The sequence below is a fragment of the Sphingomonas sp. GCM10030256 genome (assembly GCF_042666415.1).
GTDB lineage: Bacteria > Pseudomonadota > Alphaproteobacteria > Sphingomonadales > Sphingomonadaceae > Sphingomicrobium.
Genome location: NZ_JBHTDI010000003.1, coordinates 91,639 through 104,034, shown reverse-complemented (window position 1 = coordinate 104,034; position 12,396 = coordinate 91,639). Strand labels below are relative to the sequence as shown.

Annotated in this window: 8 protein-coding genes and 1 pseudogene; 4 read left to right on the top strand and 5 right to left on the bottom strand. The window is 66.3% G+C overall.

Annotated elements, in window-relative coordinates; genetic code table 11:
• Window positions 1-12: 12 nt before the first annotated feature.
• Complete coding sequence (locus tag ACFQPG_RS11600) at window positions 13-1,095, bottom strand: energy transducer TonB (protein WP_380813420.1); 1,083 nt, start codon at window positions 1,093-1,095, stop codon at window positions 13-15.
• A gap of 14 nt (window positions 1,096-1,109) precedes the next feature.
• Between ACFQPG_RS11600 and ACFQPG_RS11595 the strand changes: the two genes are divergently transcribed.
• The gene (locus tag ACFQPG_RS11595) at window positions 1,110-1,982 is read left to right on the top strand and encodes a hypothetical protein (RefSeq protein ID WP_380813417.1); all 873 of its coding nucleotides are present in this window, start codon (window positions 1,110-1,112) and stop codon (window positions 1,980-1,982) included.
• Between the two features lie 773 nt (window positions 1,983-2,755).
• Window positions 2,756-5,233, top strand: a complete 2,478-nt coding sequence (locus ACFQPG_RS11590; protein WP_380813414.1) for an ATP-dependent helicase — start codon at window positions 2,756-2,758, stop codon at window positions 5,231-5,233.
• A 45-nt stretch (window positions 5,234-5,278) separates the two neighbouring features.
• Here the strand turns inward: ACFQPG_RS11590 and ACFQPG_RS11585 are convergent, their stop codons facing one another.
• The 4 genes and pseudogenes from ACFQPG_RS11585 to thiS all read right to left on the bottom strand — a co-directional run bounded on the left by ACFQPG_RS11585 (window position 5,279) and on the right by thiS (window position 11,362).
• Window positions 5,279-7,276: an Ig-like domain-containing protein gene (locus tag ACFQPG_RS11585; protein WP_380813411.1), complete on the bottom strand. Its 1,998-nt coding sequence runs from the start codon at window positions 7,274-7,276 to the stop codon at window positions 5,279-5,281.
• Between the two features lie 359 nt (window positions 7,277-7,635).
• Window positions 7,636-9,321: a DEAD/DEAH box helicase gene (locus ACFQPG_RS11580; protein ID WP_380813409.1), complete on the bottom strand. Its 1,686-nt coding sequence runs from the start codon at window positions 9,319-9,321 to the stop codon at window positions 7,636-7,638.
• Window positions 9,322-9,338: 17 nt separating this feature from the next.
• Complete coding sequence (locus ACFQPG_RS11575) at window positions 9,339-10,343, bottom strand: sulfotransferase family protein (protein ID WP_380813407.1); 1,005 nt, start codon at window positions 10,341-10,343, stop codon at window positions 9,339-9,341.
• A 4-nt stretch (window positions 10,344-10,347) separates the two neighbouring features.
• A pseudogene (thiS, locus tag ACFQPG_RS11570) lies at window positions 10,348-11,362 on the bottom strand (sulfur carrier protein ThiS).
• Between the two features lie 37 nt (window positions 11,363-11,399).
• On the opposite strand from thiS, the gene aroQ reads away from it, so the two are divergent.
• On the top strand, window positions 11,400-11,831 hold the full coding sequence (gene aroQ / locus ACFQPG_RS11565; RefSeq protein ID WP_380813404.1) for a type II 3-dehydroquinate dehydratase: 432 nt from the start codon (window positions 11,400-11,402) through the stop codon (window positions 11,829-11,831).
• Window positions 11,832-11,864: 33 nt separating this feature from the next.
• Entirely contained in the window at window positions 11,865-12,395 is a 531-nt protein-coding gene (gene accB, locus ACFQPG_RS11560; RefSeq protein ID WP_380813400.1) for an acetyl-CoA carboxylase biotin carboxyl carrier protein, read from the top strand.
• Window position 12,396: the final 1 nt, after the last annotated feature.

Here is a 12,396-nt window from a genome sequence, read left to right as displayed (position 1 = left end):
AGCAGCGCGCGCTTATTCGGGCAGCGTCCACATCGCCGCGGCAACCGTCACCTTGCGTGGTTCCTTGGGACGCTCATAGAGGCCACGGAACAGCCGCATGCAGTCCGGCGGCCGGGAAGAAAGCGCCGGCAGGACGCCCTGCTTTTCCTTTACCGTACAGGCGGCGATCCGGCCGTCGGTGCCGACCGTCAGCTCCGCCACGACCCGCATCAGCAGCCGGTCGGCCGGAACCCTCACGGGCGCCACGTCTGCTCCGCTGGAGACCAGTTGCGCCGTGACAATCATCCTCGCCGATATTGGACCAGCCGGTTGCGACTCCCCGCCCATGGCCTGCTGCCGCACCGCCTGGATGCCCTTGCAGGTGACGCCCGGCGGGCGGGTCAGCCCCTGCAGCGTTTCCTCGCACGACTTCACCTGGCCGTCTGCACCGAACGCCGCCACCACCTTTGTGCTCCAGTCAGTCAGCGGCAGCCGCGGCGGCAGCTTCCACTGGATGCGGACCCGGGTGGCGGACTCAACCGGCTGGCCATCCTCGTCCTTGGCCGGGATGAAACGCGCGCGCGACGCCAACAGCCGGCAGGTCGCGCTATCGAGCGCTGCCGATCCTGAACTCTTCTCCACATGGCAACCTCCGACCCGACCGATCGACGAGATGAGCAGGACCACTCCGCTCGCTCCTCCGATATCGTTGCGCATGGCCTCCGCCGGGTAATCGGCAGCGGAGATCAGCGACGGCAGCGGTTGCCGCGGCGAAGGCCCCGTCGCTCGCTCGAACAAGGCCTGCCCAGGCATGCCCATCGGCTCCTGCATTGCTGCCGGGTCCCCGTACCCACCGACCGGACGAGGCGAGACCCACACAACCGGCGGCTTGGCGGAAGGCAATGGCACATGGACGGCGGGCGGTGGGCTATCGGGCCGCACGACCGGCGCTTCGATCTTCGACGGCTCGGACTGGAAAGCGGCAAGCAACAGCAACAACACGAATGGGACCTCCGAGCGGGCGAGGAACCGAGCGCTGACACCATGCCGCGCCACCCGACCGCCGTCCAGAGGACCCGGGAACCGCCGCCGCTGCCGGTGCTTATCCCCGCTCAACAGGAGGCGTAACGATGAGCAACGGCGGAACTGCGACGCGAGGCTTCATCGATCGCATCGTCTTCGCCTTCGACTTCGACCGTACGCTGTCCGAGGGCACGTTCGAAGCCTTGCTCGGCCGTTTGGGCGTCGAGGATGCGCAGCAATGGCGCAAGGACCAGTTGATGCCGCTGGTGGAGGACGGCTGGGACGAGATCCTGGCCAAGGGCTGGCTGATGGCGAAGCTTGCCCGCGAGCAGGATCTCACGATTACCAAATCCTGGCTGGAGGATGCGGGCCGCTCGCTCGATCCTTACCCTGGCGTTCTCGACATTCTCCCGGCGCTGCGTGCCAGGGCGCGCGACGCGGCCGGCGGCGCCGATATCGAGCTTCATGTCGTATCGTCCGGCTTCGTAGACATCATCTGCGCGACACCGGTTGCCGACCTGCTCGACGGCATCTGGGGTTCGTCGATGCACTTCGGGGAAGGCGACCGCTTCCTGGCGGTCAAGCGGACCCTGATCCACTCAGAAAAGGCGCGCTACCTGCTCGCGCTCGCCAAGGGCCTCGATATTGCCGGAGCCAACGAGCCGCAGGACGTCCATCGCGACAAGCCGCCGGGCGAATGGCACGTTCCGCTCGACCAGATCGTCTATGTCGGCGACGGGGCCAGCGACCTCGACGCGTTCAACCTGCTTCACGACAATGGCGGAATCGCAGTCGCGGTGAATGCCTCGGAGCATGGGGAGCCATGGCAGGCCGGCGAGCATATGTTCGACGCCGCCCGGGTCGAGAACCTCGCGCCACCCGACTTCCGCGAAGGGCGCGAGATGCACCAGAGCCTGATGCTCGCGGCGGAGATCATCGGCAAGAAGGTCGCGCTCAGGCGGCTGGGCGAAGGAGAATGAGCCGTGCCGATCCGAATCGACGCCACCAGCGAAATGGGGGCTGGCATCGCTGCCAACCCCCAATGCGCCGAGCCTTGCTCGCCGGTCTTGATCCGGGCTGCGGGTTCTTGGGGAACCTCGCCCGTGTCATCCTTGCTCACCGGCTCAGGCGTCGCGTCGTTGCGGCCGCGCTCCGTGTGACGGGAGCCCTCCCCCGAGCGACTGGCCCGGCTCCTCGCGGAGCTTGCCTGCCGCCCGGTTCCGCCATCGCTGCGGGACATCTCCGAGAAGATATCCGCCGCTCCGGCTGTCCTGTTTGATCTCCACCGCCATTCTCCTGGGAGACTGGCGGCTTCCTTCAGCCAGGACCGTGTCCGCTTCTTGCGAAGCGAACGCCTGCTGCAACTCTCGCGGCCCTTCTTGGGAAGGCCCTCTTCCCCTTGGCTGCCCGCTCCGAAGAGCGAACCTCCGCGGTGAAGAGATTGGCCGTCTCTTCCGGCGCCTCGTACCGGCCATGCTCCGGGCGTCTTCGCCGTCCGACCAGCCCTGGGAGCCGATCCAACCTGCCAAGATCATCCAACGCCTGCCGGCGGAGATCGGTGCTTCTGCCACTTCCCTGGAGGGAGGAGGCGTCCGCCCCGATCACCCTTGGAAGATGACTCCAACTCCCGAGTCGCGCAAAGCGAAATCGGCAGTGCCATGCCTGTGGATCACGGGGATTTCGGGGGCGAAACCCGGCCGTCCCATCCCCTTTGCTGTTGCCGATCTGTTCCCCGGCCCCTACCTCCGACCGCGTGTCCGACTCCCCCGATCTTCCCCAATCCGAGCCCGCCTATCTGCATGGCCTGAACGAGCCGCAGCGCCAGGCCGTCCTCACCACCGAAGGTCCCGTCCTGGTCCTCGCCGGCGCCGGCACCGGCAAGACCGCGGCGCTGACCGCCCGCCTCGCCCACCTGCTCGCCACCCGCCGCGCCTGGCCGTCGCAGATTCTCTCCGTCACCTTCACCAACAAGGCCGCGCGCGAGATGAAGGAGCGGGTCAGCCAGATCACCGGCGGCGCGGTCGAGGGCATGCCCTGGCTCGGCACCTTCCACTCGGTCGCCGCGCGAATGCTCCGCGTCCATGCCGAGCTGGTCGGGCTGCAGAGTAACTTTAACATCCTCGACACCGACGACCAGCTGCGCCTGCTGAAGCAGCTGATCGTCGCCGCCAACCTCGACGAGAAGCGCTGGCCCGCGCGCCAGCTCGCCGGCGTGATCGACGGCTGGAAGAACAAGGGCCTCACCCCCGACCAGATCGGCGTCGCCGAGAGTGAGGCCTTTGCGAACGGCCGTGGGGGCGAACTCTACGCCCAATATCAGGAGCGCCTGCGAACCCTCAACGCCTGCGATTTCGGCGACCTCCTGCTCCACATGCTGGTGATCTTCCGCAAGCACCCCGACGTGCTGGAAGTCTACCGCGACCGCTTCCGCTACATCCTGGTCGACGAGTATCAGGACACCAACCAGTCGCAATACGAGTGGCTGAAGCTGCTCGCCGAGCCGCGCCGCAACCTGTGCTGCGTCGGCGACGACGACCAGTCGATCTATTCCTGGCGCGGCGCGGAGGTCGCCAACATCCTCCGCTTCGAGCAGGACTTCCCCGGCGCGACCATCGTCCGGCTGGAGCAGAACTACCGCTCCACCCCGCACATCCTCGGCGCCGCCTCCGGCCTGATCGCCCAGAACTCAGGCCGACTCGGCAAGACCCTGTGGACCGAGCTCGACGCGGGCGACAAGGTCCGCGTCGTCGGCGTCTGGGACGGTCCCGAAGAAGCGCGCCGCATCGGCGAGGAAGCCGAGGCGCACCAGCGCTCGCGCGGCAGCCTCGACGACATCGCCATCCTCGTCCGCGCGCAGTTCCAGACCCGCGAGTTCGAAGAGCGCTTCATCGCCATCGGCCTGCCCTACCAGATCGTCGGCGGCTTCCGCTTCTACGAGCGCGCCGAGATCCGCGACGCCCTCGCCTACCTCCGCCTGGTCCAGTCGCCGTCGGATGACCTGGCCTTCGAACGCATCGTCAACACGCCCAAGCGCGGCCTCGGCGACAAGGCAGTGCAGCGCATCCACAACTTCGCCCGCGCCACCCGCCAGCCCCTCCTCCTAGCCGCCGCGCAGATGCTCGACAGCGACGAGTTGACTCCCCAAGCCCGCCGCTCCCTCGCCCGCTTCGTCGGCGACTTCGCAAGATGGCGCGAGATGCACCTCAGCAGTTCCTCCCCCTTGGGGGAGGTGGCACCTCGCAGCGCTGACGGAGGGGTGCCGACCACCCCGATGGAAGCCCTCACCCAAGGCAATCGCACCACCCCCCACGCCGAGCTCGCCCGCCTCATCCTCGAGGAATCCGGCTACACCGCCGCCCTCCAGGCCGAGCGCAGCGCCGAGTCCGCCGGCCGCCTCGAAAACCTCGCCGAGCTTGCCCGCGCGATGGAGGAATATGAATCTCTCGGCGCCTTCCTCGAGCACGTCAGCCTGGTGATGGACAATGACGCGGCCCGCGGCGAGCCCAAGGTCACCATCATGACCATCCACGCCGCCAAGGGCCTGGAATTTCCGCTCGTCTTCCTCGCCGGCTGGGAAGAAGGCGTCTTCCCGTCGCAGCGTGCGCTCGACGAAGGCGGCCTCGCCAGCCTGGAGGAGGAACGCCGCCTCGCCTACGTCGCCATCACCCGCGCCCGCAAGCGCGCGACCATCCTCCACGCCGCCAACCGCCGGATCTACGGGCAGTGGACCAGCTCCATCCCATCTCGCTTCGTCGCTGAGCTTCCGCCCGAGCATATCGAGAGCGAGCAGACCATGACCGGCGGCGAGTCCCTCTGGCGCGCCCAGTTCAGCGAGCGCGAGGACCCGTTCGCCCACCTCGCCAGCGGAGCCGCCCACCGCGCCAGCACCCGCGGCCCCGGCTACCAGCGTGCGGCGGGCTTCAGTGCGAATCAGGACGCCGCCGCGGCCTTCCGGGCGGAACTGAACAACCGCTCGTCCCGAGCGGAGGGCGCAGCCCGTAGTCGAGGGGCGTATGACACGTACCAACGCCCGCCCATCGAAGTGAAAGCCTCCGCCGTCAGCCTCGGGAACAAGGGCCGAGACGACCTCACCCTCGGCCAGCGTGTGTTCCACGGCAAGTTCGGCTACGGCACCATCGCCGTCATCGAAGGCAACAAGCTGGAAATCGACTTCGAACACGCCGGACGCAAGCGGGTGCTCGACAGTTTCGTGAGCGCGGATTCTCACTAGCGTCGGTGAGGTCATCGGACCGCCGCCACATGGTGAGTCCAAGCCTCAGGGGAAGAACAGATCGGACGCTGCCGTCGCCGGCAAGGGCGGCAGCGGTGTCAGATCCAGATCGTCGATCCCATCGTGATTTGCGAGCCATCCGCTTTCAGCCCTGTTCCAATAGTCCCGGGCAACCTGACCCTCCAGGATGGTGAAGCCGGCTGGCGGCCTGGGATAGGTCGACGGCAGGGGACTGTCGGTCAAGTTGAGGAAAACGTTGCCGTGGGACTCGATAACCTGGTCCCAGGCGACCCTGAGACGCGCCACCATCTCGGGCGTCACGTCCTCGATCGCAAAAACCGAGTCGATGATGCGGAGGTGGGGATTGGTTCCGCCGATGTTGGTGTTGGTCTTGAAGAAGGATCCGTGGGTCATCTCGCCATTGACGAGGTAAAGCTGGCTGCGAATGAACACATTCTGGAATGTCACGGTGTTTGCGGACACGTCGGGATTGGTCTTGCTGCTCAGACCCATTCCAACGTGCACTCCGTCGAACAAGCTGTCGCGAACGGTTCCACTCAGCCCGAAGTCATTCTCGATCGCGTCGTCACGAACGTTGGAAATGTACAGGTCGTCGACGAGGAACCCGCCCGAATTGCCACGGAAATGTATTCCGTCCCAGGGCTTGTCGATGCGCCAGTCGTCGATGACGACATTCGGTGTGCTGTCTATTCTGATCGCGTGAGAATAGTTGTAAGTATATTGCCAATCTGAAGTTTGCGGAACTTCGCCCCAGATCGTACCACCTTTAATCCTCAGACCTTCTCCCGCCGGGTCGATGATGAACGGGTATTTGTTGATCACCCCTGTGCCCACAAGGTAGGAAGTCAAAGCGTCCGGGTTTTGATTGGCGCTGTTTGAAACGATCCAGCTTGCGCCGGTCGCGTCTATGGTCGAATGCGCTGGGAGCCCGCCGACCCTGTAATGTCCGTAACCATAATCCTGATCGAGTATGATCGTGACCGGCGGCGCGCCCGGACCGATCGTTATTGAAGCGGTCGCGCTGGCAGTGCCTCCGGCGCCGTCCGATACGGTATAGACGAAAGTATCACTCCCGCTGACACCTGGGTTTGGAAGGTAGCGAACCTGGTTCTGCTCGATCGTGACGACGCCATTGGCACTTCCGCCTGCAGCGGTGATGACCAGAGCATCACCGTCCACGTCGCTATCGTTTGCAAGCACGTTCATCAAAATCGGAACGGCCAGTTCGGTCGTGGCGGTGTCCGGATTGGCAACAGGCGCATCGTTGACCGGCGTAACGGTCAGGAAAGCAGTCGCAGAGTTGCTCGAAAAGGCCGTCTCGCCCCCATTGATCGTTGAGCCTACCTTGGCCCCCGCCTGCCCGCTCGTTTGATCCCAGGCTCGATAGATGAAGCTGGCGGTGGTGCCGCTGAAGCCGTTTGGAACGAAGCGAACCAGGTCCGATGACCGCAACAACAGCGCGGCGCTGTCGCTGACGGGCCCCACACCTGACCAGTTGGTGCCGCCGTTCACTGAGAACTCCCAGCGACCATTCCCCGAAGCAAGCCCGGTGATCGCCACACCGCTCGCAGCACCAGTGTCCGCGTCGCTCGGTTTCACGATTGTGGACAATGCCTGCCCGCCGTTGGCAGTCTGATCCTCGGTGATGGAGTTCAGTGTAACAGCCGTCGACGTCAGGGTCGGTGCATCGTTGATGCCCGTCACAGTGAATTTCAGCGTCGCACTTGCCGAGGAGCCGCTACTGCTCACGGCCATGTAAGTGAACGTGTCGGTTGCCATCGCTCCTTTCGCCAGTCTGTCGGCGACGGATGCTGAATAGGAGTATGTTCCGTTCTGCATCACCGTCAGGGTTCCGTAAGCCCCGGACAGTGTGGCACCTGCACTTGTGATGGGGATATAGCTGCCCGAGCCCGCTTTTACCTGGGTCACGCGAACGGCCGATGTATCGTTCAAAAGGACATTGCCGATCGCACTGCCGCTTTCGACGACGGAGCCCACATCGGCTTTGAGTCTCAGCGCCATCGAACCCTCCTGGTCGTCTCAGGGGCTGATCAGGGGCTGAACGCTATGCCTTTAAAACATCAGGCGGTATCGTTATTTGATGAACCGGATCATATCGTCGTTGGGGATGCCAATGGGACGATAGTGTTGGTCCATTTCTCTTCCAAAGTAGGACTTCGTCTGCTTGGCTGCCGCTGCCTTCACGAGCCGGCTCTTTCAAACCTTCGATCATCACCCGCCCGCGCAACCATCCCGCTGCGCAGCAAGACCCCTCCGTTACCGTGAACATTGTGAACATTCGCGCTCGCTCAACTCGCGTTGAGGAGCGAAGAAAGGGAAGTTTGGGTCTGAGGCGATAGCCGCGCGGAGCTGACCTTTGCCTAACCTTTGGACCGGTGCCGTGCCGGCTTCGGTCCTCGAGGGCCACCCGCCCCGCGCGGCTTCGGCGGGCCGCCGCCTGCTGCGATATGCTCCGCCGGCGAGGTGCTCGGTTCCACTAGGATGCCGTCCTCGGCCATCGCCGCCGAGCTCTTGCGCAGCGCCTTGACGAAGTTCGGCACCGCCCGCGCGCTGACCTCGAAATAGCTCTCGCTCGCCGCCACCCGGATCGCTCCGATCTCGCTGCGGCTGACGTGGCCGAGGCGGCAGATCAGCGGCAGCAGCCAGCGCGGGTCGGCCTGGTTGCGACGGCCGGCGTTGATCTTGAACCAGCTCGATCCCTCGAAGCCGGTGCGGGTCCGCGGGCCGTCGTCCTGGGCTCCGGCGGTGAGGATATCCTCCGGTGCCGGAAGATCGGTGCCGAGCGCCTTGACCAGCGCCGCCGCCACCGCCTCGGGCCCAAGCTCCTCCAGCAACTGCTTCGCCAGCGCCGTCTCTTCCTCGTCCGCCTCCACCGGCGTGCGAAGCCGCTCCAGCAGCCGCTCGCGGTCCTTGGCGCGGATCTCCGCGGGGTCGGGCACGCCGATCCACTCGACCGGAATGCGCGCCGAGCGCAGCATCATGTCCACCCGCCGGCGCCGCATGGTCGGCACAATCAGCACCGCCGTCCCCTTGCGCCCGGCTCGCCCGGTCCGGCCCGAGCGGTGCTGCAACGCCTCCGCGTCGCGCGGCAGCTCGACGTGGACCACCAGGCTGACCGACGGCAGGTCGATGCCGCGCGCCGCGACGTCGGTCGCCACCAGCACCCGCGCCCGGCCGTCGCGCAACGCCTGCAGCGCGCGGTTGCGCTCGGACTGGGCATGCTCGCCCGACAGCGCCACCGCCTCGAACCCGCGCTCGGTCAGGCTGCCGTGGAGCCGCCGCACCGCTTCGCGCGTGGCGCAGAACAGGATCGCGGTCTCCGCCTCGTGCAGGCGCAGCAGGTTCACCACCGCATGCTCGATATCGGTCGGGTGCACCGCCACCGCCTGGTAGGCGATGTCGCCATGCCCCTGCGCGCCGCCGACCGTTTCGATCCGCAGCGCATCCTTTTGGTAGCGCTTGGCGAGCGCGACGATCGGCCGCGGCATGGTGGCGGAAAACAGCAGGGTCCGCCGCTCGTCCGGCGTCGCGTCGAGGATCTCCTCCAGCTCCTCGCGGAAGCCCATGTCGAGCATCTCGTCCGCCTCGTCGAGCACCGCGACGCGCAGCTTGGACAGGTCCAGCGCCCCGCGCTCGAGATGGTCGCGCAGCCGCCCCGGAGTGCCGACTACAATGTGCGCCCCACCCTGCAGCGCGCGCCGTTCCTTGAGAGGATCCATGCCGCCGACGCAGGTCACCACCCGCGCTCCGGCAGGGGCGTACAGCCACTCCAGCTCGGTCGAGACTTGCAAGGCCAGCTCCCGCGTCGGCGCGATCACCAGGCCCAGCGGCTCGCGGGCCAGCGGTAGCATGTCGCCCTCCAACAGCTGGCCGGCGATGGCGAGGCCGAAGGCGACGGTCTTGCCGGATCCGGTGCGGGCGGACACGATCAGGTCGCGGCCGGCGGCCTCGGGCGCGCTGGCGGCGGTCTGGACTTCGGTGAGGGTGTCGTAACCACGCGCGGCGAGAGCCTGCGCGAGTGCAGGGTGGAGTTGGGAATGAAGCATGCGGGCGCGTCTACGCGCTAAGTCGTCCCGCGAACAGAGGCCTCGCGTTCGGGAGTGCATTTCAGCCAGTGACCCAGGTCGCGACCTGTGATCCGCTCAAGCTTGGCGACGTCGTCGCGGAGCAGGTCCGCGATCTCGTCGCGAAGCGCCGGCGACAGGTGCGTGGAAACGGCTGGCACGCTGTTCCAGCGCAGCAGTTTCTTGCGGCTCTGCTTGATCGCTTCCGCGATAGGGCTCGGGTTCCTGGCCGGTTCGAGCGGCTTGAGATGCTCTTCGAAGGCCTTCCCGGCGAGCACATGGCGCGTGATCACCGGGGGCCGCTTCAACAGCCGCTGCAGCCAGCCGATGCGGAAGCTCCCGCCCGGCCGGTCGTTCGGGAACTCCGTCCGCCCGTCGTCCGGCAGGCCGAGGAACCGCAGCACGCGCAGATACTCCGCCCGCGGATCGGCGCGGAACGCATCGACGAAGAAGAAGTGACACCGCTCCCGGCCGGCGGCCGCGACGAACCGCTCGGTGTGCGAACCCAGCCGCGCCGCCTCCTCATACTGCAGGAAACGCGGCTCGGCGCAGCTCTTGGGTATCCGGCGCCCCTGCGCCCGCTGGTGCCGCAGCTGCCAGGCGCGCTCGAAGTCACGCTCAACCTCGTCGCCCTGAACCAAGAGCCGCTGGTGCAGCGAGGGCAGCATCTCTAACGGATCGCGCAGCGCGATGATGAACCGTGCGCCCGGCCAGAAGCGAAGCACCGGCTCGACCATCTGCTCCGCCGCATACAGCGACGTCACCGAACCCTCCATCCGCAGCTCGGACGGTGCGCATTGCGCGAAATACCGGGAAAGATAGCGCGTTGAGACGATCTCCCGCAGCCGCTCGTCGCTTTCCCCGCGCAAGTCGAAGCGGGCGAAGAAGTGCGGCTCCTTGGTCGAGGAGAAACAGACCTCCGGATGCCTGCTCAGATACTTCGCGAGTGAAGTCGTCCCACATCGCGGCGCACCGACGATGAAGGCGAACTCGGCGCGGCGCACGGCTTTAGATCAGGCCGGCCAGCGGGCTCGACGGATCGGCGTAGCGGCGCTTGGCCATGCGTCCGGCGCGGTAGGCCAGACGTCCGGCCTCCACCGCGGCCCTCATTGCCCGCGCCATCAGGATCGGGTCCTTGGCCTCGGCAATGGCGGTGTTCATCAGTACGCCGTCGCAGCCCAATTCCATGGCTGCGGCCGCATCGCTGGCCGTACCGACGCCGGCATCCACCAGCACCGGCACCTTGGACTGCTCGACAATCAAACGGATGGTAACCGGGTTCTGCACGCCCAACCCGGATCCGATCGGCGCGCCCAGCGGCATCACCGCCACGGCGCCCGCATCCTCGCAACGCTTGGCCATGATCGGATCGTCGGTGCAGTAGACCATCACCTCGAAGCCCTCCTTCGACAGCAATTCTGTCGCTCGGATGGTCTCGATCATGTCCGGGTAGAGGGTCTTGGCCTCCGCAAGCACCTCCAGCTTGACGAGGTTCCAGCCGCCGCCTTCCCGCGCCAGCCGAAGCGTCCGGATCGCCTCCTCGGCGGTGAAGCATCCAGCGGTGTTCGGCAGATAGGTCACCTTCTTCGGGTCGATGAAGTCGGTCAGCATCGGCGCGTTCGGATCGGACACGTTGACCCGCCGCACGGCAACCGTGACGATCTCCGCGCCGCTCGCCTCAACCGCAGCGGCATTCTCCTCCAGGCTCTTATACTTGCCGGTGCCGACGATCAGCCGCGAGGAGAAACTCCGGCCGGCAACGCTCCACGTGTCATCGCCCACGACATTCCGGTGCACGTTCAACTCAGCCTCCGCCGACAAAGTGGACGATCTCGTAGTCGTCGCCGTCTTCCACCTGCACCTCGCTGAGCGTCGACCGCGGCACGACAGACAGGTTGCGTTCCACTGCGACCCGGCCCGGGTCAAAGCCGATTTCGCGGACAAGGCTGGCGACGCTGGTCCCGGCAGGCACTCGGCGGTGCTCACCGTTTACCGAGATCGAAAGGGTGGTTTCCTCGCTCATTGACTGGTGCATCTAGGTGGCGCAGGTGCCCACGGCAATGCGCAAGGTCTTCGTCCTGAACGGTCCCAACCTCAACCTGCTCGGCTCGCGCGAATTGGAGGTGTACGGCCGCGACACGCTGGACGACATCGCCGATGCGCTCGTTACCCAAGCCAAAGGCCTTGGCGTGGAACTCGACGTTCGCCAGTCGAACCATGAAGGTCATCTGATCGACTGGCTGCACGAGGCTGCCCGCTCCGGTGCGCAGGCGGTGATCCTAAACGCGGGCGGCTTCACGCACACTTCGGTGGCACTGCGCGACGCCATTGCCGCGGTCGTGACGCCGGTCATCGAAGTGCATCTGAGCAACCCCGCGGCCCGTGAGAGCTTTCGGCGCCGAAGCCTCGTCTCAGGCGTTTGCAGGGGCACGATCAGCGGGTTCGGATCGCTGTCATACAGCCTGGCACTGGACGCGGCGGCGCGCCTCTGACAGAGGCGCGCGCGTGAACATTGGGGATTGAGAATGGCCGACGAGACGGGTTCCACGGGCGATAGCGGGGGCAAGCAGATGCGGGTGGACAGCGCGCTGGTTCGTGAGCTCGCCGAGCTGCTCGCCGCCAACGAGCTGACCGAGATCGAAGTCGAGGACGGCGACCGCAAGATTCGCGTGCGGCGGGACGCTCCCGCGGGCGCCGGTGCGCTGACGCCGGCGCAGATCGCTGCCTTCGGCATGATGTCGGCCCCGCCTGTTGCAGCTGCAGCGGCCCGCGCGCCGACTGCCGCCGCGGCTCCCGAACCGGCGGCGGATGCGCTTCCTTCCGGCGAGATCGTGCGCTCGCCGATGGTCGGCACCGCCTATCTCTCGGCCGAGCCCGGCTCCAAGCCGTTCGCCGCCGCCGGCCAGACGGTCAAGGCCGGCGACACGCTGCTGATCGTCGAGGCGATGAAGGTGATGAACCCGATCACCGCGCCCAGGGCAGGAACGATCAAGCAGGTGATGGTGGCCAATGCGCAGCCGGTCGAGTTCGATCAGCCGCTGATCGTCATCGAATAAC

Bases quoted from the DNA above. Each gene is read 5' to 3' on its own strand.
- accB (WP_380813400.1), top strand. From the start codon at position 11,865: ATGGCCGACGAGACGGGTTCCACGGGCGATAGCGGGGGCAAGCAGATG.
- ACFQPG_RS11585 (WP_380813411.1), bottom strand. From the start codon at position 7,276: ATGGCGCTGAGACTCAAAGCCGATGTGGGCTCCGTCGTCGAAAGCGGC.
- ACFQPG_RS11595 (WP_380813417.1), top strand. From the start codon at position 1,110: ATGAGCAACGGCGGAACTGCGACGCGAGGCTTCATCGATCGCATCGTC.
- ACFQPG_RS11580 (WP_380813409.1), bottom strand. From the start codon at position 9,321: ATGCTTCATTCCCAACTCCACCCTGCACTCGCGCAGGCTCTCGCCGCG.
- aroQ (WP_380813404.1), top strand. From the start codon at position 11,400: ATGCGCAAGGTCTTCGTCCTGAACGGTCCCAACCTCAACCTGCTCGGC.